Source organism: Methylomonas stagni (genome assembly GCF_050154735.1).
GTDB classification, from domain to species: Bacteria; Pseudomonadota; Gammaproteobacteria; order Methylococcales; family Methylomonadaceae; genus Methylomonas; species Methylomonas koyamae_A.
Genome location: NZ_CP189557.1, coordinates 392,622 through 414,113 on the forward strand (window position 1 = coordinate 392,622; position 21,492 = coordinate 414,113).

Below are 21,492 nucleotides of genomic sequence, written 5' to 3' on the forward strand. Positions count from 1 at the left end.
CGTAGGGTTGCCAAAGGCGCCCTGTCGGCTGGTATCTAAGCCTCCGCCAAGCCTACGCGAGTGGGGATGCTTGTGGCTGACGATTCGGTGATTCGCGGTCTCGAGGCTGGACTCGGAGGGGCGTTTGAAAGTCCCCGGAATGGTCATACGCTAGTATCCGGAGGTCGTTTTAGCGGAGCAGATGGGTGTTGAGTCCGAGCTGTCGATGGTTATCAAACCGGGCTCTAGCCCGCTTTACCAGGTCTGCGTGTTGGTGAGACCGTCGCGAGCACGTGATGGAATCGAACGACGGCCCGCCGCGGGATGGGCGGCGGGCAGTCCAGCGTTCACGGTTAGGCTGGATTAAGCGTTTGGTCGTTTAAAAGTGCTGAAATTGGTGCAAATCCACGGTGCCGCTCGCGGCGTGTTCGGGGAGGTCGCGCGGCATGCTCGATTTGCGATGTTCCGGCGCGCGGACTGGGTTAATTTGTCCGGCGGCGCGGGCAATTTTGAAAAAACTCATCAGATTTTGCAGTTGTAAGGATTGGCTGGTCATCTCCTCGGCGGTGGAGGCCAGCTCCTCGCTGGCGGAGGCGTTCTGTTGGGTGATTTGGTTCATCTGATTCATCGCGGTATTGACTTGGCTAACGCCGGCCGATTGTTCCTGCGAGGCGGCGGCGATTTCCTGCACCAAATCGGAGGTTTTGGCGATGCTGGGTACAATGGAATCCAGCAGCTTACCGGCACTTTCCGCGGTATTGACGCTGGTTTCGGCGAGCTTGCCGATTTCCTGGGCCGCGATCTGACTTCGTTCCGCCAGTTTGCGTACTTCGGCGGCGACCACCGCGAAGCCCTTACCGTGGTCTCCGGCCCGGGCCGCTTCGATGGCGGCATTCAGCGCCAGCATGTTGGTTTGGTAGGCAATGTCGTCGATGATGCCGATTTTACTGGCGATGTCTCGCATGGCCACGACGGTTTGCTTGACCGCCTCGCCGCCCTCGTTGGCTTCTTGCGAGGCCTTGGTCGCCATGCCGTCGGTGACCTTGGCGTTATCGGCATTCTGATTGATGCTGGACGCCATTTGTTCGATGCTGGCGCAGGTTTCCTCGACGCTGGCGGCTTGTTCGCTGGACGCTTGCGACAGCGACTGCGACGTGGCGCTGACTTGCTTGGACGCGGTACCCAGTTGTTCGGCGGCGGCGACCACTTCGGCGATGGTTTGCGACAATTTCGCGATGGTGTTGTTGACGGTATCCTTGAATTCGCCCAATTGGCCTTGGTAATTGCCTTTGACCGGACGGGTCAGGTCGCCTTGTTCGACCAGCCGCAGCACCTCGACGACTTCGTTGATCGGCAGGATGACGCCGTCCAAGGTTTGGTTGACGCCCTCGACGATTTTACGGAAATCGCCTTGGTGCTGGGTGGCGTCGGCGCGGGTTGCCAAGCGGCCTTCGACGGCGGCTTGCGACAGTTTGTTGGCATCCGCGACCAAGGCGTTCACGGCGTCTATGCAGGTGTTCAGGTTGTTTTTCAGAATGTTGAAATCGCCGTGATAGGTGTCGGTGATTTTGGCCGGGATATTACCCTTGGCGATGTTATCGACGTAGTCGGCGGCGACGTTGAGCGGGCCGATCACCGCGTCCAGCGTGTCGTTGACGCCTTCGACGATCTTGCGGAAATCGCCTTGGTGCTGGGTGGCGTCGGCGCGGGTGGCCAAACGGCCTTCGACGGCGGCTTGCGATAGCTTGTTGGCGTCGGTGACCAGCGCCTGAATGTTGTGCTTGAGTAGCATCAGCCACTCGTGTATTTGATCGTCGCTGGAGGCCTTCGCCATTTCCGCGCTCATGTCGCCGTTCGCCAGTTTAGTGACGTAGGCGATCAGATCGGACAGCCAGGCATGCACGCCGTTGACGGCTTGTTTCATTTTGTCGTGGTCGCCCTTGCAAGCGATCTCGACGCGTTGGCGCAGGTCGCCGCCGCGAATCAGGCTAAGAACGCGGTTGCCTTCGCCGATCGGGATCAAAATGGCATCCAAGATTTGGTTGATGCCTTGCACCAGTTTATTGAAGTCGCCTTTATGCCGGCCGGCATCGGCGCGCGCGTCCAAGCGGCCTTCGGCGGCGGCGCTGATCAGCGTATTGGTGTCCGCCATCACGGCTTTCAGATTGCCGCGCACCAGTTCTATCGTGTCGTTGATGAAGACTTTCTTACCGGGCAAGCGCTCCATCGGGGCGTCGAAATCGCCTTCGCCGAAGGCCTTGAACACCGCCATCGCTTTCTTCTTGACGGCGATATGCCCAGATACCATGTCGTTGACGCCTTGCGCCATTTGTCGAAAGCTGCCTTGAAAGCGTTGGCTGTCGACGACCGCGTCGATATTGCCTTGCTCGTGTTCGGCGGCCATCCGGTTCATGTCGGCCAGCAGGGATTTAATCGTGTCGCTCATATGTTTCATCGCAGCCATGACGCTGGCGGTATCGGTGGCGTCAATCCGAATCTCGCCGCTCAGATCGCCGACGGCTATCCTGCCCGCCAATCGAGCGACTTCGTCCGGTTCGCCGCCCAATTGGCGGCTCAGTTTGCGGGTCACAAACCAGCCTAATAGTGCGATCGTCGCCAACGCCAGTAGTGCGATGACCGCTAGCCATATCGAGGCGTGGGCTTTGATGTCCTTGGCTTGGCCGGCACTTTGTTCGGCCAGATTGCCGTTATATTGGCCTTGCTGTTCGAGTGCATCTTGGAGCGTCGCGGCGATCGGCGTCATTTGCTCCAGCGCCGCTAGCGCTTGGTCCTTACGGTTTTGCTTGGACAGCGCCAAAACGGTCTCGACGCCGGCCCGGTATTTTTCGAAGGCCGCGAGGTTAGCGGTGTACAGGCGCTTGTCCTCGGCGTCGGATACCAGAGCGTCGTACTGCTTCAGGCTGGTTTCGAATGCGCTGAGTGCCTCGGTTATCGATTGATTTAATTCGTCGATCTTGTCCGGATCGGTATTCGATACGTGCCGATAAAGTCTGGCTCGAACTTGGCCGAAGGTTTTGAATTGGCGATTCAGCGCAATCAGCGAGGGCACGCTATTGGCGTTGGCGTAGTTGGCGGCCGTAAAGACACTATCCAATTGTTGATAACTGACGCCCGCCAGACTGGACAGGCCTAGTAAAGCGATTCCGATCAAAAGCGACATGCGTTGTACGATGGACATGTGGACCTCCCGATGTTGAGCTTCCCTGACTTGATTCGGCCGGCCGTTCCATGACGGACCCCGTGTTCTTTGAGCCTGCTGGACCGAGGTCGCCGGATAGCTTGTCGGGTGCGGCATTTTAGAATGCCTTGTTTTGCGCTAAATATCTATAGCCTATTATCATGCGCTATGCCATGGGGTTCAAAAAAATAATCTTTTTACGCGTTAGCTAAAGTGTGGTGAGTTAGCGAGCTACTTATTGCCCAGCGCTCCACGTGGTGCCGCGAAAGTGCGGCGTTTGCTCGGAGTAACTAGTTTCGTTAATGAAAAAAATCAATTGTTTTACATGTGGTTGATGAAAAAATTGGGTTGCCGGTGTCCTCGGTATTTGAGTGAGTCCAGCGTTGGGCTATTGTCGTTTCCGGCGAATGTATTCGATGTTGAGGAATTTGAGGCCAGCGTTAAATCTACGCGGTATAGTTTGCTGTTATGTTTGGCGATGGAGTTGATAACTTAGACGCCGACTATCGATCAGGGGCGTCTGTGGTGTAGCGAAGACCCTCGGAGATACGAGGCCGCGAGCCCGCTTGGCGATTAGCTGCGCGGAGCTGCCGGGCGAACGATTTTGAAACCGCCGCCGGGGATCGTCTCGGAAAAGTAAGTCAGTGCGTGGGGGCGGCGTTGGTCGCGATCATGGGCGGTTCCGACAACGGCATGTCCGCACGTTGTGCCTCACGACATTCATCGTCAGTCGATTAAGCCGGTTGAGGGGCTTTTACCCCGGCTTTTCGTGCCGGGGTAAAAGCAGCGCATTGTAACGGCGTTTTACTTATTCGCGGGCGAACCTAGAACCGTTCGAATTGATGCAGATTCAAATCCAGGTGGGTCGGGTCGTTCGGGTTGGTGGGTGCGTGTTTGATCTTGGCTTGGGTTGTAGAATGAGCGGTTCGGCGTTGCCCGCCGCCGGTGTTGCCCGTCGCGCCGCTGATCTTGAAGAAACTCATCAAGCCTTGCAATTGCTCGGCCTGGCCGGTCATTTCCTCGGCGGTGGAAGCCAATTCTTCACTGGCGGCGGCGTTTTGCTGGGTGATTTGGTTCATTTGATTCATCGCGGTATTGACTTGGCTGACGCCGGCCGACTGTTCCTGGGAAGCGGCGGCGATTTCCTGCACCAGATCGGAGGTTTTGGCGATGCTGGGCACGATGGCGTCCAGCAAGCGGCCGGCGCTTTCGGCGGTGCTGACGCTGGTTTCGGCCAATTGGCCGATTTCCTGGGCGGCGATCTGACTGCGCTCGGCCAGTTTGCGTACCTCGGCGGCGACTACCGCGAAGCCCTTGCCGTGATCGCCGGCCCTGGCGGCCTCGATCGCGGCGTTCAAAGCCAGCATATTGGTTTGATAGGCGATGTCGTCGATGATGCCGATCTTGCCGGCGATGCTTTTCATCGCCTCGACGGTTTGCTTGACGGCGGCGCCGCCCTCGACCGCTTCCTGCGAGGCTTTGGTGGCCATGCCGTCGGTGACCTTGGCGTTTTCGGCGTTCTGGCCGATGCTGGCGGCCATTTCCTCGATGCTGGCGCTGGTTTCCTCGACGCCCGCGGCTTGTTCGCTGGCGGCTTGCGACAAGGCTTGCGAGGTGGACTGGATTTGTTCGGAGGCGTTGCCTAACTGATTGGCGGCCGAAACCACTTCGGCGATGGTTTGCGATAGTTTGGCCAGCGTGTTGTTGACGGTGTCCTTGAATTCGCCGAGTTGACCGCGATAGTTGCCTTTCACGGCGCGGGTCAGATCGCCTTGTTCGACCAAGGTTAGTACTTCGATGGCTTCGTTAACCGGCAGCACGATGCCGTCGATGATGTCGTTGATGCCTTGAACCAATCTGCGGAAGTCGCCTTGGTGCTTGGCGGCGTCGGCGCGGACGTCCAGGCGGCCCTCGGCGGCGGCTTTGATCAGGGTATCGGTATCGGCGATGACCGCGCGCAAATTGGCGCGGATTTTATCGATGGCGTTATTGATAAAGATCAGTTTGCCGGGAAGTTTTTCAATATCGGCATCCAGGTTGCCTTGGCCGAATTGCTCGAAGCAGGCGATGGCTTTTTGGTTGACGGCGATGTGGGCGCCGACCATGTCGTTGACGCCTTTAGCCATCGTCGCGAATTCGCCTTGGAATTTGCCGGTATCGATCTTGAAATCGATTTCGCCGGCGTCGTGCTGCCCGGCCATACGGTTCATGTCGGCGATAAAACTTTTCAGATTGCCGCGTACCAATTCAATCGCTTCGTTGATAAACGCACGCTTGCCGGGTTGCTTTTCGATATTGGCTTCGAAGTCCCCTTGGCCGAAGTTTTTGAATACGCCCATGGCTTTTTGGGTAACCGCGACTTGAGCGCCGACCATGTCGTTGACACCTTGCGCCATGGTTCTAAAACTGCCTTGAAATTTAGCAGCATCGACAACGGCATCGATATCGCCGGCTTCTTGAGATTGGGCCATTTGGCCCATGGCGGTCAGCAGCGTTTTGATGGTGTCGCTCATGTGCTTCATCGCGGCCATCACGCTGGCGTTATCGCCGGCTTGTAACACGATGGTGCCGCTGAGATCGCCGACAGCGATTTGATTGGCCAGTCCGGCGACCGCGTCCGGTTCGCCGCCCAGTTGGCGCATTAAATTGCGGATGATCATCCAGCTCATCATCCCAACTAGCAGTGTGATCAGTACCGCGATGCCGACCGAAGTATTGGTGGCGCTTTGCTGGATACGGCTCGCTTCGAGCATTCCTTGGTCGGCCAATTGGGAGTTGTAATCCATTTCCGTCTGAATGGCGTCCTGCAGTTTCCTGACGGCGGGCATCAATTCTTCTCTGACGATCGTCTCGGCCTCCTTGGTGCGGTTTTGCCTAGAGAAATCGAAAACTTTTAGACGTGGAATATCGTACGCCGCCAACAGCGATTTAACGTTGTCGAGCATGGCCTGTTCCTTGGCGTCCGAAAGGCAACTGGCGCCGTTGCAGGCGTCCAAGGTATAGCGCTTAAACGTGTCGTCCAATTTCGCGCGGGCTTCGGCGATTTTCGGCTCCAATGTCGCCATGCCGGCCGGATCGGTGATGATGACGTGAAACAACGAATATTCCCTCAAATCGGCCAGTTGTTTTCGAATCTCGAAAAATATCCGATAGGTCGGTACCGTGTTGACGCCGGCATAACTCGCCGCGTCGTAAACTTTCGCGAGCTGGATATAGCCTAACAGCGCCAGTCCGACCAAGCCCAGCATGGCGGAAGACGAAAGGAGTAAAAGTCTCTGTTTAACAGTCATGGTGTTTCTCCCTGGATGTCGTTTAGGATCTGAGATGTGGGCGGGACGCTGGCGCGGGCCGTAGGGCGGGCGTTCGATCAAATTTGTCCGCGCTTCGCGAAACGCTAGGCTTTGGCCGGGGCTTACGGTTTTTCTCGGATTAGCTTAGACCATTTTGAGTCGCTATCCAGTTTGGGTAGGCAAATTCGAAACGGTTACCCGGAGGATCGCACCTAAGCGCTGTGGAAATTCGATGGCCGAAAATGCTTTGCGCGCCGGTTCGAAGTTTGCCAAGATAGACGAAGTCGCCCAACCGAGCGTTTGCCGCGCTAGACGACCGGCCGTCCGGAATCGAAGGGCGCGCACGCGCTTCTTCCTTTGGTTTTTGTCATGTCCAAGCCTCTGATTCACAAAGGTCGCGGTGCCGTCAGCAATGCCGCCGGCCGCTACGAAAAACAACGAAGCCAGGCCGAGGACGACGGCTGGGGGAGCTTGGACGGCGACTTGCCTCCGCTGGCGACCGAAATCATCGTCGATGCCAGCAAATCGGTGATCACCTATAACGATTCGCCGGATATTCCGTTCGACCGTTCCGTCAACCCGTACCGGGGTTGCGAACACGGTTGCGTGTATTGTTTCGCGCGGCCGACCCACGCGTATCTGGGCTATTCGCCGGGGTTGGATTTCGAAAGCCGCATCCTGGTCAAACCCGACGCCGCGACGTTGCTGCGCGAAGAACTCGGCAAGCGCCAATACCGTTGCGCGCCGCTGGCGCTGGGCACGAATACCGATCCCTATCAGCCGCTGGAGCGTCGCCAGCGCACCATGCGCGACATTTTGGAAGTGCTGCGGGAAACCCGGCATCCGGTCGGCATCGTCACCAAATCGGCGCTGATCGAACGGGATATCGACATCCTGGCCGAGATGGCCGGCCAGGGCTTGGCGTCGGTGTGCTTGTCGATCACGACCCTGGATCGCCGCTTGGCGCGGACGCTGGAGCCGCGCGCCGCCGCGCCCGAGCGCCGCTTGGAAACGCTGACTCGTTTGAGCGAAGCCGGCGTGCCGGTCGGCGTGATGGTTGCGCCGTTGATTCCGGTGTTGACCGATTACGAATTGGAAGCCATCGTGGCGGCCGCGAAGCGGGCTGGAGCGATCAGCGCGGAATACATTCTGCTGCGCCTGCCGCTGGAAGTGGCCGACTTATTCGAGGAATGGTTGCGCGAGCATTACCCGCTGAAGGCCGAGCACGTGATGAACCGGGTGCGCGACAGCCGGGGCGGCAAGGTCTACGACCCGAGCTTTCATCGGCGTTTGCGCGGCGAGGGTGTCTACGCCGATTTGATTGCGCAGCGCTTCGGGTTAATCCGGAAAAAACTCGGCCTGGAACGCGGATTGCCGCCGCTCCGCACCGACTTATTCCGCAAGCCGGCGGCCGGCGGGCAGATGAGTTTTGACTTTTTCGAGTGAAAGCTAGTCGCGCGGCTTGCGGGCAATGGCGCAGGCTCGAGGCGGGTACGGTAGAACCAGGTTAAGCTCGGTGCATCAAGCGTCCGCATCCTCGTCTTTCTGGCGTTTTTCCAACAACCCTTGCTCGCGAAGCATGGCCTTGAAGCCTTTCATCACCGGTCTGGAGAGCGCCGTTTCGGCGAACAAGCGCTTTTCGTAGATTCGGTTCTTCAGATCTTCGTCGTCCGGCGCGGCGCGGGCCGTCGCGATCAATGCATGCAACTCCGGCTCCAACAACTGACCGGGCAGGTCGCGGATTTGGTCGTACAACAAACTCATCACGACTTTTTCGTCGGCGCGCATTTTGCATTTGCCGTCGATGATTTTCAGCATCACCGTCACCGCGCAATCGACATGCAGCGGGGTCAGCGGGTGCGCCGCCACCCAGGCGGCAACGGTTTCCGGCGTCATCCGACGGCCTCGCCGGCGGCCAGCCGTTTGGCGTAATCGAGTAACGACTCCTCGACCGCCATATAGGCGTAGTCGGCGACCGCCGCGACGCCGATGGCGTTCACCTTGGCGGTCGGGCCGTCGCCGATGCGCGCCACGAACACGGCGTCGCAGTCCTTGATGGTTTCCAGTATGCCGGCCAGCGCGTTCTGATCGCCGTGTTGGCCGTGGCAGTAATGATCGACGTCGCGGCTTTCCAGGTGCTCGCAATGGTCCGGCGTCAAGCGATAGATCGCAAAGTGTTTGGCGTGACCGAAATGTTCGTTGATAGAGATGCCGTCCTTGGTGGCGACGGCGATTTGCAGCGGCGTCGCGCTCATCGGCGAACTCCAGGGGCCGAGGTGGTCGCGCGGCGGTGAGTTGGGCGGTTTGTCATGGCGATTCCGGGAGTACACAAATTATTAGCGATTAAGCAAGAGCGATACCAAGCGCGGGAATGCTGATTTGCCGAGGTTTGCCGGGTGCCGGCGCGTGGCGGTCTCGACAAATGTCGGGTTTGCGACAAGTTGCTGCGGCGTTCGATTCGGAAGGGGTTTTTGCCTATACTGCCGGCATTGCCCATCGAACTAAATCCCTAAATGACGACCACTTTGATCCAGATGACCGTGCTAATGCTGTGCGGCGCGGCCTGGAGAGTCCTGTGCCCGAATAAACTCGCGGCCGATCAAACCCGGCTGGTGTTGACCAGCGTCGTTTATTATTTTTTATTGCCGGCCATGGTGCTGGAGGTACTGTGGAAGGCCGACATCGGCTGGCAGTCGTTGAAATTCAGCCTGTTGGGTTGTTCCAGCATCTTGTTGGCGGTTTTCGTCAGCGGGTTGATCGCCAAGCTGCTCCGTTTCCAGCGGCCCCAGACCGGTGCGATGATACTTGCCGCGGCGTTTCCGAACACGACTTATCTGGGATTGCCGGTGCTGGAGCAAGCCTACGGCGGGTGGTCGCGCTCGGTGGTGATACAGATGGACTTGTTCGCGGCGGCGCCGATGGTGTTCACGGTCGGTATCCTGCTGGCGCGCCACTACGGCGCCGCCGAAACTGACCAGCCCAAGTCCCGGCTGGGATTTTTTAACGCGCCGCCGTTTTGGGCGGCCTTGCTGGCGGTGGTTTTGAATTTGAATCACCTGCCGGCACCGTTGTGGTTGGCCGGATTGCTGACGATGCTGTCGGCCGCGGTGGCGCCGCTGATGATCTTTTCGTTGGGATTGGCCTTGAGTTGGCGAGCGGTAAGGTGGCGCAATCTGCCCTATATCCCGCCGGTGGTGCTTATTAAATTAATGTGGTTTCCGTGGGCCGGCATTTACATCGCGGATGTCTTGCAGCTCGAAAATCCGTTTCGGGCGGCGGCGATTTTGGATATCGCGATGCCGAGCATGGTGTTGGGCGTGGTGCTGTGCGACCGCTACCAACTGGATAGTTCGTTGTACGCCACGGGGGTGACCGTCACGACTGGACTGAGTTTGTTTAGTTTGCCGTTTTGGTTCGAGGTGTTATGAAGGCCATTGCAGAAGTGTTTTCGCAAGGCGAGGAAGTCGTCACCGGCCAGGTGGTGGACAGCAACGCCGCCTGGTTATCGCAACGCTTGGTGGAGCTGGGTTTCAGCGTGACTAGGCACACCTCGGTCGGCGACAAACTGGAGGATCTGGTAGCGTTGGTTCGAGAGATCGCCGGCCGCGCCGATTGTTGCGTCTGCACCGGCGGTCTGGGACCCACCGTCGACGATTTGACCGCCGAAGCGGTCGGCATCGCCGCCGATTTGCCGCTGGTGCTGGACGAACAAGCCCTGAGCCATATCGAACGCTATTACGCCAATCGGCAGCGGGTCATGCCGGCCGCCAACCGCAAACAGGCGTATTTGCCGCGTGGTGCGGTGCGCATCGATAATCCGGTCGGCACCGCGCCGGGTTTTGCGTTGCAAATCGGCCGTTGTTGGTTCGCTTTTTTGCCGGGCGTACCGATGGAAATGAAAACGCTGTTTGCCGACGTGGGGCGGCAGTTGCAGCAACGCTTCAGGTTGTTGCCGGATCGCTTGGTGATGTTGCGCAGCGTTGGGATCGGCGAATCGGCGATACAGCAAGCCTTGAGCGAGGTCAACCTGCCGGCCGGCGTGCAATTGGGTTTTCGGGCGGCGCCGGAAGAGGTGCAAACCAAGTTACTGTTTGCGGCCGACTTTCCGCTGACCGATATTCGCGACTGGGCCGGCCGGGTACGCGCGGCGATCGGCGACTGCGTGTTTGCGATCGATGGTCTGGACGGCGAAGCGGGCGGCGATTTACCGACGGTTGTCGATCGATTGCTACCAGCCGATAGCCGCGTGGCGATACTGGAAACCGCCAGCGGCGGCCGGCTGGCGGCCGAATGCCAGTCTTACGCCTGGTTGGATTCAACCTTAGTTTGCCGCGATGCGGCTCAAGCCGGCCGGCAATTAGAGGTTTCTACCGAGAACGAGCCTCTCGAACTGGTTGCGCAACGACTGGCCGAAAGCCTGCAAGCGCGTGGCGCGGATCTGGCCTTGGTGCAGCTGTATCGAGGCAGCCTGGACGATTACCGCAACCGCGATGCCGCCATCGTCCTTTATAATGGTCTGCTAAGCCCAGCCGGCTGGTATGGCAAACAGCATACACTGGCCGGCACCGCAACCACCAAACAAACCCAATCAGCCTGGCTGACCCTGGACTTACTCCGCCGCTACCTACAACAGCTATGCCTTTAATTCGCCTGACCAACGTTTCCATCGCCTTCGGCACCCATGCCTTGCTCGATCATGCCGATTTTCAACTCGATCCCGGCGAACGGGTCGGGCTGTTGGGCCGCAACGGCGAGGGCAAATCGACGTTGATGAAAATCATCGCCGGCGACATTCATGCCGACCACGGCGAAATCTGGAAGCAGCCGGAATTGCGGTTGGCTTGGCTGGAACAGCAGCCGAATCTGAATGACGGCGATACGATCTACGAAGCTGTGGCCGGCGGGTTGGGTGAATTGGGCGGACTAATTGCCCGCTACCACGAGTTGTTGACGCACATGGACGGTAGCGAAGCGTCCCTGGAGGCGCTGGGCGAAGTCCAGCACAAATTGGAAGCCGCCAACGGCTGGCAGTTTCAACAGCGGGTCGAGGCGGTATTGAGCCGCTTGCAATTGCCGGCCGATGTTAAGGTTAGTAGTCTGTCCGGCGGCTGGAAGCGGCGAGTGGCCTTGGCGCGGGCCTTGGTGATTGATCCGGAGGTGTTGCTGCTCGACGAACCGACCAACCATCTGGATTTCGAAAGCATCACCTGGCTGGAAGAACAGTTGTTGAACTTCGCCGGCGCGGTACTGTTCGTGACCCACGACCGGGCGTTTTTGCAAAAACTGGCGACCCGCATCATCGATCTGGATCGCGGTCAGTTGACGTCGTGGGCCGGCAATTATCAGGATTACCTGGTGCGCAAGGCGGCGGCACTGGAAGACGAAGCCAATCAGAATGCCGAATTCGACAAGAAGCTGGCCAAGGAGGAGGTCTGGATACGCCAAGGTATCAAGGCCAGACGCACCCGCAACGAAGGCCGGGTACGGGCGCTGAAAAAATTGCGCGCCGAACGCGCCGAGCGCCGCAATACTCAAGGCACCGCCAAACTATCGTTGAATAAGGGCGAGGTATCCGGCAAGAAGGTCATCGAGGCGGTCGATGTCGAGTTCAGCTATGGCGACCGCACTATCATCCGTGATTTCTCGCTTCGCATCGATCGCGGCGACAAGATCGGTTTGATCGGCAACAACGGCGCCGGCAAATCGACCTTGTTGAAGCTGTTGCTCGGTCAGTTGCAGCCGACGCAAGGCACGGTCGAACTGGGTACCAATCTGCAAATCGCCTATTTCGACCAATTGCGCGAACAGCTCGACCCTGAAATCTCGGTGGCCGACAGCGTGCTCGACGGCGGCGAATTCATCGACCTGCCCGGCGGCCGGCGCCATGTGATGAGTTATCTGGCCGACTTTCTGTTCGCGCCGGCGCGGGCTCGTTCGCCGGTCAAGAGTCTATCCGGCGGCGAGAAAAACCGCTTGCTGTTGGCGCGCTTGTTTACCAAGCCGGCCAACCTCATCGTCATGGACGAACCGACCAACGACCTGGATTTGGAAACCCTGGAAATCCTCGAGGAAAAACTGGTCGAGTACCAGGGAACCTTATTGCTGGTCAGCCACGACCGCGAGTTTCTGGATAACGTGGTGACCAGCGTGTTGGTGTTCGAGGGCGAGGGCAGGGTTGAAGAATACATCGGCGGTTACGCCGATTGGTTTGCGCTGTCCGAGCGCAATAAAAAACAACAAGCCGAGGTGGCGAAAGTCGCCGAAGCGGCGGCCAAGAAAGACAAGCCCAAAACCGCGCCGGCCAAGAAACTTAGCTTCAAGGAACAGCGCGAGCTGGAGCAACTGCCGGAACGCATCGAACAACTGGAAAGCCGCCAAGCCGAACTGACCGCGACGATCGGCGGCGGCGAGTTTTACAAGCAAACGCAAGAGGCCGTCGCGGCCAGTTTGGCGGAATTGCAGTCGGTGGAAACCGAACTGGCCGCCGCTTACAGCCGTTGGGACGAGTTGGATGCGTTGCAGGGCTGAAAAGTTGCCGGCGGCCGAGTCGGAATCAGAGCGGTGGCAGGTTGGTGCTGAAGGGCTCGACGATGACTGACTCGCCCGGTTTGACGCCGGCACAGTCTGCGTCCAGCACGATGAAGCAGTTGGCGTGACTGGCTACTGTCAATTGATGCGACTCTTGGCCGCCCGCGAGCTTGACTGCGTACTGGCCAGGCGCGATTTGGCTGACGATGCCGCGTTGATATTCCTGACGGCCGGCCGATTTTTTCAGCCGGCTGTCGCAACGGGCCAGCAATTGCAAAGGCCCGGCGGCCGGTTCGCCGGCCAGTTGACGCAAGGCCGGCGCCACGAACTTCCGGAAAGTGACCAATACGGCGGCCGGGTTGCCCGGTAGTCCGAAAAACCAGCTGGCGCCGATTTTGCCGAAAGCTAGCGGCTTGCCGGGTTTGATCGCCAATTTCCAGAACTCGACCTGGCCGCATTTGGCCAGGGTTTCTTGAACGTAATCGGCGTCGCCGACCGAGGCGCCGCCGGTGGACAAGACGACATCGAAACGATCGGCGGCGTCGAGCAAGGTTTGCTCGAGCAGAGCCGGATCGTCTCTGACGATGCCAAGATCGACGACTCGATGGTTGGCGTCGGCCAACAGGCCGGATAGCAGATAGCGGTTGCTGTCGTAGATTTTGCCGCGTCCCAATGGCTCTCCGAGCGGTGTCAATTCGTCGCCAGTCGAGAAAAAGCCGATATTCAAACGGCGACGGGCGCGAATGTCGGCGATGCCGGCGCCGGCTAACAAGGCCAGATCGCTGGCGGTCAATTTTTTCGGCGCGCTGATCAAGGTATCGCCGCGATGCACGTCGCTACCGATGGCGCGGACGTTTCTGCCGGCGGGACAATCGGCGCCGAACAGCGCAAACTCGCCGTCCCTATCGACTTGCTCTTGCTGGACCACGCTATCGACCCCGTCGGGTACCACCGCGCCGGTGAATATTCTGACGCATTCGCCATCCGCCAGTTCGCCGACGAAGGGTTGGCCGGCCCACGCAGTACCGACGACGTGCAAGCGGAAGGTTTGACTCGGCAATATCTGCGCGCTGTTTAAACCGTAACCGTCCATCGCCGCGTTGGCTTGCGGCGGAATATCTTGAGGCGCTTGCGGACTTTCCGCGATCACACGGCCAAGTGCGTCCGACAACGCGACGGTTTCGGTTTCCGATAGCGGGATTATTGCCGAGGCGATCCGCTCCAAGGCTTGTTCGGCGCTGAGTAACGGTTTATGGCTTGGGTAACAAAGGTTGGTCACGATAGCGAGCTCAAATAGGTGTTGAGAATAAAGTCGGCAATCGCCGACGGGTCGTTGAGGTCGAGTTTGGGTATCGGCGGTTCTTGCAGCAGTCGGGTATCGCAGGCAATTGCGATAATGCTGGGATCGCTCGGATACAGCAACGGTTTGCCCAGCGCCGATCGGTGCAATTCGATTTTGGGATAGCGTTCGTCTCGAAAGCCTTCCACCAAAATCAAGTCTAGGCCGGCGCTAGGAAATGCCGCTAATTGCTCGGCTAGCGTGACCTCGGTAGCAGCAGACAATTCGCTGATGATCGCGCGTCGGAAGCGAGATACCAACATGACCGGTGTCGCCCCGGCTAGTCTGAGCCGGTAACTGTCCTTGCCGGGTTGGTCGATTTCGAAATCGTGGTGACTGTGCTTGATCACGCCGACCTTCAGCCGGTTTGCGTTGAGCAGCGGCAACAGACGGGTCAATAGCGTGGTTTTGCCGGTGCCGCTGTAGGCGGCGAATCCCAACAGCGGCGGCGGCTGAAGCATCGCGGGTCTCGGAAGCGCAAGAAAGCCGGGTATTCTAAGGTATTATGGCTAGCCTTGGGTGGCGGTCCGGAGGTGGGGTGATACGCATCGTTTTGTTATTGCTGGTGGTGGGCTTGTTTTTCGCGGTACGTTGGTGGATGGCGTTGCCGGCTAAACCATCGGGCGACAAATTGCGTCAATGGTTGACGATTGGCGGCGTCCTACTGTTGGCGGTTTTAGCGTTGAGTGGTCGTCTGGGTTGGTTGTTCGGCGCGCTGGGTGTGGCGGCGGCGTTTGTCTGGCGCGGTTTACCGATATTGATCAGAGTGGCGCCGCAATTGCAGCGCTTGTGGCTTTGGTTTCAAACCAGTCGCCGCGATTCCGGTCGGTCGGGGCAGGCTGGCTCAGGGCAAGGGCGCGGCGGTAAGACCGCTGCAATGAGCGAGGCGGAAGCCCTGGAGGTTTTGGGGCTGAAAATCGGCGCCAGTCAGGCCGACATTGTGCAAGCCCATCGCAAGCTGATTTCGCGGGTGCATCCCGACCGTGGCGGGTCCGACTATTTGGCCGCGCGGATTAATTTGGCGAAGCGGGTGCTGCTGAAAAACTGATCGTGACGGCATCGTGCCAAACCGCTATTGAGTTTGAATTTCGAATTTATGTGAAGCGCATCACTCTGAACGAAAGATAAATCTGATCGAAGTCAGATTTTGATTTTGAACTTAGTGTGAAATAGTCGCGGTTTCGATATTCTGCAGTCGCCGGATCAATTCCAAAAAGGAGATGTGAGCCACAAAAAAACCTGGAAATTCAACTCATAGGATAAAAAAATTAAAGTTATACTGGCGCTCGCCGTAAACAGGGATAATTTCTGAGTTTATGCTAAGGCGAAAAAAAGGGAGATGAGGGTTGCAGTTGGTCGGACCGTCCTATCGGGCCGGACTAGGCGACGTAAGGATTGCACTCTAATCCGTATTTGAGATTGAAGGCCGATTCCCTATTAGGTTAGGGACGGCCCGAACAGAACAATAACTGAATCAGCAAGCCAAATACCTGGGAGACTAATCATGATGGAAGAAGCGATAGATGTAATAAAAGACATGGATATGCCCGATTTCATTTCTTTCGATGAAGTGGAGGACGAAATCGAAGAGGTCGATTCCGCGGAAACGTTCAAACTAGCGGAAATCGACACCAGCGACTCGCAAAACGAAGGGACTTTCGACGCGACCCGAGCCTATCTTAACGAACTTAGCAAATCCCAACTGCTGACCGCCGATGAAGAAAAAATTTACGGTCGGCGCACGCAACAAGGCGATACTCAAGCCCGCAAAATCATGATTGAAAGCAATTTGCGTCTGGTTGTGAAAATTTCCAGGCGCTACTTAAACCGTGGCCTTCCGCTGCTGGATCTGATCGAGGAAGGCAATCTCGGTTTGATTCGGGCAGTCGAAAAATTCGATCCCGATCGCGGATTCAGGTTTTCCACCTACGCGACATGGTGGATCAGGCAAACGATAGAACGGGCTATCATGAATCAGACCCGCACGATTCGCTTGCCGATTCACATCGTCAAGGAAATGAACGTTTACCTGAAGGCTCAACGCAGTTTGGCGCAACAACTCGATCACGAGCCCACCGTGGACGAAATTGCCAAGCATTTGGACAAACCCGCGAAAACCGTCAGCAAAATGCTGAAACTGAATGAGAGAGTGACTTCGGTCGACGTATCGTTCGGTAAGGATTTCGACAAGCCTTTATTGGAAACCATTTCCGAGGAAGAGAGCCGCAGTCCGGCGGAAATCCTGCAGGAAGACTTCATTCAAAACAACGTCACCCATTGGGTGTATCAACTAGGCGAAAAACAACGCGAAGTGATTTGCCGTCGGTACGGACTGTGCGGCTTCGAAAACGCCACCCTTGAACAAGTCGCGCTGGAAATGGGCGTCACTCGCGAGCGGGTCAGACAGATCCAGATGGATGGCTTAAAGCGCTTGAAAGAAATCCTGGAAACCAACGGTTATTCGTTCGAATCCATTTTTAATTAACTCGACTGCCCGTTTGTTATTCTGGTGTAGCGGACGTTTCGTTCTCTTCGCCAGGATCGGAGCGGAGTTTTTTCGTTAGTCGGTGCGGTAGAGCGGTAAGTCGGAAATCCTTCGGTCGATTTCCGCTACCGTGGCGGCGTATTTCGGACTTCCAACTGTCTGGTAACGGTTTTTGAAGGTCTGGGCGTCCATGTGCTCGGGCAAGTCTTGCACGTCGGGGATAATCGCGGAATAGTCCTTGATTTGCGAGAGGACCTTCTGTAATTCCCTGGCCCGCTCGGTAGTCGAAATTGCCAGAGTGCCGAACTTGGTACCGGCCCGGTCCGCGCTCAAGTCGATAAAGCTAAAGCCGCTGCCTTTTTCCGCATCGCCCAATTCCTTGTCCACGCCAAGCTGTTCGCCTAAGAGTTTGGCATCGACCGCCGCCAATAGCGCCGATGCAATGAAATGTTGCGGAATATCGACGCGTTTATAGGCGTAGACCGGAAGTTCCTTGCTGTACACCAAGCCGATCGGCAAAAAGCGGCGTAGCTCGCTTTTATAAATGTAACTGCCGACCGCGATAATGATCGCGCGGTTTTCCCGAATCGCGTCGGCTGCTTCGGTATTGCGGTAGGCAAAATCGAACAAGGGTTGTAGCAGATCGATCAATGACAAGCGCCAGGCCGGATCGTGTTGGCTGACGATAGTATTGATCTGCTGCTGATAGCGGTGCAGATTGGGGTATTCCCGATGTTTTTGGATGGCCAACTGCTTCGCCGATTCGACCACCGAGCCAAGATAACTGATTTCCAGCGCGTTCGGGGTGATCCTGACGTTTTGCACGTATTGGCTGGCGACCAGCCAATATTTTTTAGGGGCGGGTATTCCACGATGGCGGGTATCAGCACATTCGCGGCCGGATCCGGGATGGATATTTCCCCGATTTTAAAGGATTTGATGCGGATACCGCGGTCGGCTTGCCGAAGGCTGAAGTTGATGTCCAAATAGCGGCCCCACGGGTTTTCCGGTACGAAAATCGCGATTTGCGCCTGTAGGCGGTCGTTGAGCAACTGAATTTGGGTGGTGTTTTCGACGAAGTGGTTAAGCAGATAGCTGACCGCGATATTTAAGTCTTTTTGGTTTAAATTGACTGTTTTTACAGAGTCGCGTTCATCGGCGCTAACGTTCAGCAATTGCTTGGCGCGTTGGATGTCGTCGCGGTTCAGGCTTTGTTGGATTTGCGGCGATGGGCTGTCATCCAATGCAAAACACAGTAATATCGTAATCGATAGCGCTAGTCCCAGTAGCGAATAGAGCAGGCGTTTCAGCATTGATCGAAGATCAAATTGAAGCGGCTTTCCTTTAAATACAGCATTTCTTTTCTAAGGTCGGCGTCGGTTAACGGCGCCTGTTCGAGCCAGCCTTGCGGAAAATCGATCCGGATGTCGCGATCTTCGACGTTCAGTTTGAAGTCAGGGCGCGGACTATGCCGATTGCGATGCAGTAGCGCGGCCAGTCTGAACAAGATCGCCATGATCGGCGCGTGTTGGCGCCAAGGCATGGGCAGGTCTTCGAAGCGGCAGGCCTTGAATTTCTTCCGGTGGCTGCGGACCAGCGACGCCAGCAACAATTGATCTTGTTTGGAAAAACCGGCCAGATCGCCATTCTCGATGATGTAAGCGCTGTGTTTATGATACTGGCTGTGTGCAATCTCGAAACCGATTTCGTGTAAATCGGCGGCCCATTCCAAAAACTGTAGCGTCGCCGGGTTGTCCGCAAAGCTGGGGTGGTCGTTCAGTTGTTCGGCCATGTAGCGCAAAGTGGCCTTAAGTTGTTCGCTGTGGCGGCGATCTGTGTGGTAGCGGGCTGTTATTAATTCGCAGGTTTGGCCGCGAATATCGTGGTTGTAGATTCGGCCCAACAAATCGTAAACCAAACCTTCCCGCAGCGCACCGTCCGCGACAGTCATTTGTTCGATGTTCAGCGTCTTGAAAGTCGCGTAGACGATGGCTACCGCGCCGATGAAAACCGGCCGCCGCTCGATGCTGAGCGCCGGAAAGTCGATCTCGGCAATATCGTTCAGTTTCAACAGGTGTTCGACCAGCGCGTCCAGTCCCGCCATCGTAATGCCGTTGTTGCTCCAGCCGGAGGTTTGCAATACGTTACTGACTGCTTTCAGACTGCCGGAAGCGCCGATTGCCTCGTCCCATTGCTTGCGGTTGAAGGTGTCCTGAAACGGCTCCAAATGGTGTTCGGCAAACAACATCGCGTTGCGAAAGGCTTTCTTGTTGATTTTGCCGCTTTTGAAAAATGCTTGGCTGACCGTGACGCAGCCCATGTTCAGGCTTTCCTTGATATGGGCGACATCTTCGCGGCCGATGATGTATTCGGTGCTGCTGCCGCCGATATCCATCACGAAACGATTGTTGGCATCGCTGCCCAGGCTATGGGCGACGCCCTGGTAAATCAAACGGGCTTCCTCGATGCCGGAAATGATGTGGATCGGGTGGCCCAGGGCTTTTTCGGCCTTGTTGATGAATTGCTGGGAATTGCGGGCGATGCGCAACGTGTTGGTGCCGACGATCGCCACGCTGTGCGGCGGAAAATTGCGGATACGTTGGCCGAATCGCTCCAGGCAGGCCAGCGCCCGTTCCTGGGTGGCCGGTTCCAGATTGCGGTTTTGATCCAGACCCGCCGCCAGACGCACCATCTCCTTTAAACGGTCCACGGTTTGTAGTTTGCCGTTCATCAAGCTGCAGATAATCATGTGGAAGCTGTTCGAACCCAGGTCCACGGCGGCAACGCTGGTCGGTATCGGAAATGGCAAAGTAGTATTCCTGTTCTGGCTGCTGAGTAAATGCCAATTCTGATAGAATCGACTGCTTTTACGGCCGGCGATCCGCGCCGGAACGTCATCACTACCGCCGGGCATTATAAACTAGAGCATGACGGCTTTATCCATCCGCAACCTAAAAAAACCTATAACAATGGCTTCCAGGCCTTGAACGGCGTGGACTTGGACGTGGAACTCGGCGATTTTTTCGCATTGCTCGGCCCGAATGGCGCCGGCAAATCCACGTTGATCGGCATCGTCAGTTCGCTGGTCAACAAGTCCAGCGGGACCGTCGAAATCTTCGGTCACGACTTGGATCGCGACACGGCCGGCGCCAAGCGCTGTATCGGCTTGGTACCGCAGGAAGTCAATTTCAATCAATTCGAGACGGCGCATGGCGTGGTGTTGAACCAAGCCGGCTACTACGGCATTCCCCGCAAGCAAGCCCTGAGGCGCACCGAAATCTGTTTGCGGCAAATGGAGTTATGGGACAAACGCGATACCGTATCGCGGCGCTTGTCGGGCGGCATGAAACGGCGGCTGATGATCGCCAGAGCCATGGTGCACGAGCCGCGTCTGCTAATCCTGGACGAGCCTACCGCCGGCGTCGACATTGAGATTCGCCGGGCGATGTGGGACATGATGCAAGAGGTCAACCAGCAGGGGACGACGATTATCCTGACTACCCATTATCTGGAAGAAGCCGAAAGCCTGTGCCGCAACATCGCCATCATCGACGATGGCCGGATCGTTGAGCATTCGGCGATGAGCGATCTGCTGGCCAAGCTGCATACCGACCATTTCGTGCTGGATATTGCCGAGCCGCTCCGCGAGGCACCGGCCATTGCCGGTTGCGCGATCGCGTTGGCCGGGGAGCGCGTGCTGGACGTTTCGGTACCCAAGGCGCTGGGGCTGAACCGCCTGTTTCAGGAGTTGTCGGCGCGGGACATCGAAGTGCTGAGCCTTAGAAACAAATCCAACCGCTTGGAGCAAATGTTTATGGACCTGGTGCAATGACGTACTCCGTCGCGTTTTGGACGATCCTGGGCAAGGAGATTCGCCGCTTCACTCGCATCTGGCCGCAAACCTTGTTGCCGCCGGCGATCACGACCGCATTGTACTTTTTGATCTTCGGCAAGCTGATCGGCGAGCGCATAGGCTTGGTGCACGGCGTCAGCTACATGGATTACATCGTACCGGGCATTATTTTGATGTCCGTGATCAGCCATTCCTATTCCAACGTGGTGTCGTCGTTTTATTCGACCAAGTTTCAACACCATATCGAGGAATTGCTGGTGGCGCCGGTGCCGAATTACGTGATACTGGCCGGCTACGTGTGCGGCGGCATCGCCCGCGGCGTGTTGGTCGGCTTGGTGGTGGCGGGGATTTCGATGCTGTTTACCAAGATCCAAGTGCTGCATTGGGACCTGGTTTGCGTGGTGTTCGTGTTGACCGCGACCTTGTTCGCGCTGGCCGGCTTCATCAACGCGGTGTTCGCCGACAGCTTCGACGACATCTCGATTATCCCCAACTTCGTACTGACGCCGCTGAGTTACCTGGGCGGCGTGTTCTATTCGGTGGCGATGCTACCGGAGGTCTGGCAACAGGTCGCTCGGGCCAATCCGATCCTGTACATGATCAACGCCTTCCGCTACGGCATGATAGGCGTCAGCGACGTTCCCATCCTGCTGGCCTTCGAAATGACGGCCGGCGTCATCGCGCTGCTGATAAGCCTGAGTCTATGGTTGCTGCACAAAGGCGTCGGCATCAAAAACTGAGACCGTTTCGGACCGTTTAAGCGAATCCGTGCCTGCTGAAAGTCTAAAATGCCGGGATTGCGATCCGGAGGCCGGGCGC

General features: G+C 57.3%; 15 protein-coding genes and 1 pseudogene. 8 read left to right on the forward strand and 8 right to left on the reverse strand.

Annotated features, from left to right (window positions below; all coding sequences use genetic code 11):
- Positions 1-358: 358 nt before the first annotated feature.
- Both ACP4CD_RS01870 and ACP4CD_RS01875 read right to left on the reverse strand, forming a co-directional pair.
- The gene (locus ACP4CD_RS01870) at positions 359-3,178 is read right to left on the reverse strand and encodes a methyl-accepting chemotaxis protein (RefSeq protein WP_426993184.1); all 2,820 of its coding nucleotides are present in this window, start codon (positions 3,176-3,178) and stop codon (positions 359-361) included.
- A gap of 824 nt (positions 3,179-4,002) precedes the next feature.
- A complete protein-coding gene (locus ACP4CD_RS01875; RefSeq protein WP_426993185.1) occupies positions 4,003-6,468 on the reverse strand; it encodes a methyl-accepting chemotaxis protein in 2,466 nt (821 codons plus the stop codon).
- A 369-nt stretch (positions 6,469-6,837) separates the two neighbouring features.
- On the opposite strand from ACP4CD_RS01875, the gene ACP4CD_RS01880 reads away from it, so the two are divergent.
- Positions 6,838-7,914 (forward strand): PA0069 family radical SAM protein, encoded by a 1,077-nt coding sequence (locus ACP4CD_RS01880; RefSeq protein WP_426993187.1) that lies wholly within the window; start codon positions 6,838-6,840, stop codon positions 7,912-7,914.
- A gap of 75 nt (positions 7,915-7,989) precedes the next feature.
- Here ACP4CD_RS01880 and ACP4CD_RS01885 read toward each other — a convergent pair whose 3' ends face one another.
- Together ACP4CD_RS01885 and ACP4CD_RS01890 are read right to left on the reverse strand one after the other, a co-directional pair.
- Positions 7,990-8,364 (reverse strand): hypothetical protein, encoded by a 375-nt coding sequence (locus ACP4CD_RS01885; protein WP_064028630.1) that lies wholly within the window; start codon positions 8,362-8,364, stop codon positions 7,990-7,992.
- Positions 8,361-8,723 carry a NifB/NifX family molybdenum-iron cluster-binding protein gene (locus ACP4CD_RS01890; protein ID WP_064028632.1) on the reverse strand — a complete coding sequence of 121 codons (363 nt, stop codon included), beginning with the start codon at positions 8,721-8,723 and terminating at the stop codon, positions 8,361-8,363. Before ACP4CD_RS01890 ends, ACP4CD_RS01885 begins: the two co-directional genes overlap by 4 nt.
- Before the next feature lie 258 nt (positions 8,724-8,981).
- On the opposite strand from ACP4CD_RS01890, the gene ACP4CD_RS01895 reads away from it, so the two are divergent.
- The 3 genes from ACP4CD_RS01895 to abc-f are packed head-to-tail and all read left to right on the forward strand — an operon-like array spanning position 8,982 to position 12,996.
- Positions 8,982-9,896 carry an AEC family transporter gene (locus ACP4CD_RS01895; protein ID WP_426993188.1) on the forward strand — a complete coding sequence of 305 codons (915 nt, stop codon included), beginning with the start codon at positions 8,982-8,984 and terminating at the stop codon, positions 9,894-9,896.
- Positions 9,893-11,113 carry a competence/damage-inducible protein A gene (locus ACP4CD_RS01900; protein WP_426993190.1) on the forward strand — a complete coding sequence of 407 codons (1,221 nt, stop codon included), beginning with the start codon at positions 9,893-9,895 and terminating at the stop codon, positions 11,111-11,113. The genes ACP4CD_RS01895 and ACP4CD_RS01900 overlap by 4 nt, the downstream gene beginning before the upstream one ends.
- Positions 11,104-12,996, forward strand: a complete 1,893-nt coding sequence (abc-f, locus tag ACP4CD_RS01905) for a ribosomal protection-like ABC-F family protein (protein WP_426993192.1) — start codon at positions 11,104-11,106, stop codon at positions 12,994-12,996. The genes ACP4CD_RS01900 and abc-f overlap by 10 nt, the downstream gene beginning before the upstream one ends.
- Positions 12,997-13,021: 25 nt before the next feature.
- Here abc-f and moeA read toward each other — a convergent pair whose 3' ends face one another.
- Both moeA and mobB read right to left on the reverse strand, forming a co-directional pair.
- On the reverse strand, positions 13,022-14,275 hold the full coding sequence (gene moeA, locus ACP4CD_RS01910; protein WP_426993194.1) for a molybdopterin molybdotransferase MoeA: 1,254 nt from the start codon (positions 14,273-14,275) through the stop codon (positions 13,022-13,024).
- Positions 14,272-14,796, reverse strand: a complete 525-nt coding sequence (mobB, locus tag ACP4CD_RS01915; RefSeq protein ID WP_426993196.1) for a molybdopterin-guanine dinucleotide biosynthesis protein B — start codon at positions 14,794-14,796, stop codon at positions 14,272-14,274. Before mobB ends, moeA begins: the two co-directional genes overlap by 4 nt.
- Positions 14,797-14,873: 77 nt before the next feature.
- On the opposite strand from mobB, the gene ACP4CD_RS01920 reads away from it, so the two are divergent.
- Together ACP4CD_RS01920 and rpoS are read left to right on the forward strand one after the other, a co-directional pair.
- Positions 14,874-15,383, forward strand: a complete 510-nt coding sequence (locus ACP4CD_RS01920; protein WP_168029631.1) for a molecular chaperone DnaJ — start codon at positions 14,874-14,876, stop codon at positions 15,381-15,383.
- Positions 15,384-15,839: 456 nt separating this feature from the next.
- Entirely contained in the window at positions 15,840-16,820 is a 981-nt protein-coding gene (gene rpoS, locus ACP4CD_RS01925; protein WP_313729895.1) for an RNA polymerase sigma factor RpoS, read from the forward strand.
- 75 nt (positions 16,821-16,895) lie between these two features.
- Here the strand turns inward: rpoS and ACP4CD_RS01930 are convergent, their stop codons facing one another.
- Together ACP4CD_RS01930 and ppx are read right to left on the reverse strand one after the other, a co-directional pair.
- Complete coding sequence (locus ACP4CD_RS01930) at positions 16,896-17,645, reverse strand: hypothetical protein (protein WP_426993198.1); 750 nt, start codon at positions 17,643-17,645, stop codon at positions 16,896-16,898.
- Positions 17,646-18,126: 481 nt separating this feature from the next.
- Positions 18,127-19,629, reverse strand: a complete 1,503-nt coding sequence (gene ppx, locus ACP4CD_RS01935) for an exopolyphosphatase (protein ID WP_071158409.1) — start codon at positions 19,627-19,629, stop codon at positions 18,127-18,129.
- Positions 19,630-19,747: 118 nt separating this feature from the next.
- On the opposite strand from ppx, the pseudogene ACP4CD_RS01940 reads away from it, so the two are divergent.
- Positions 19,748-20,652, forward strand: a pseudogene (locus ACP4CD_RS01940) (ABC transporter ATP-binding protein).
- The gene (locus ACP4CD_RS01945) at positions 20,649-21,413 is read left to right on the forward strand and encodes an ABC transporter permease (RefSeq protein ID WP_426993200.1); all 765 of its coding nucleotides are present in this window, start codon (positions 20,649-20,651) and stop codon (positions 21,411-21,413) included. The pseudogene ACP4CD_RS01940 and the gene ACP4CD_RS01945 overlap by 4 nt, the downstream one beginning before the upstream one ends.
- The last annotated feature ends 79 nt before the right edge of the window (positions 21,414-21,492 follow it).

Coding starts and splice junctions, on each gene's coding strand:
- ACP4CD_RS01870 (WP_426993184.1), bottom strand. CDS start 3,178: ATGTCCATCGTACAACGCATGTCGCTTTTGATCGGAATCGCTTTACTA.
- ACP4CD_RS01875 (WP_426993185.1), bottom strand. CDS start 6,468: ATGACTGTTAAACAGAGACTTTTACTCCTTTCGTCTTCCGCCATGCTG.
- ACP4CD_RS01880 (WP_426993187.1), top strand. CDS start 6,838: ATGTCCAAGCCTCTGATTCACAAAGGTCGCGGTGCCGTCAGCAATGCC.
- ACP4CD_RS01885 (WP_064028630.1), bottom strand. CDS start 8,364: ATGACGCCGGAAACCGTTGCCGCCTGGGTGGCGGCGCACCCGCTGACC.
- ACP4CD_RS01890 (WP_064028632.1), bottom strand. CDS start 8,723: ATGAGCGCGACGCCGCTGCAAATCGCCGTCGCCACCAAGGACGGCATC.
- ACP4CD_RS01895 (WP_426993188.1), top strand. CDS start 8,982: ATGACGACCACTTTGATCCAGATGACCGTGCTAATGCTGTGCGGCGCG.
- ACP4CD_RS01900 (WP_426993190.1), top strand. CDS start 9,893: ATGAAGGCCATTGCAGAAGTGTTTTCGCAAGGCGAGGAAGTCGTCACC.
- abc-f (WP_426993192.1), top strand. CDS start 11,104: ATGCCTTTAATTCGCCTGACCAACGTTTCCATCGCCTTCGGCACCCAT.
- mobB (WP_426993196.1), bottom strand. CDS start 14,796: ATGCTTCAGCCGCCGCCGCTGTTGGGATTCGCCGCCTACAGCGGCACC.
- rpoS (WP_313729895.1), top strand. CDS start 15,840: ATGATGGAAGAAGCGATAGATGTAATAAAAGACATGGATATGCCCGAT.
- ACP4CD_RS01945 (WP_426993200.1), top strand. CDS start 20,649: ATGACGTACTCCGTCGCGTTTTGGACGATCCTGGGCAAGGAGATTCGC.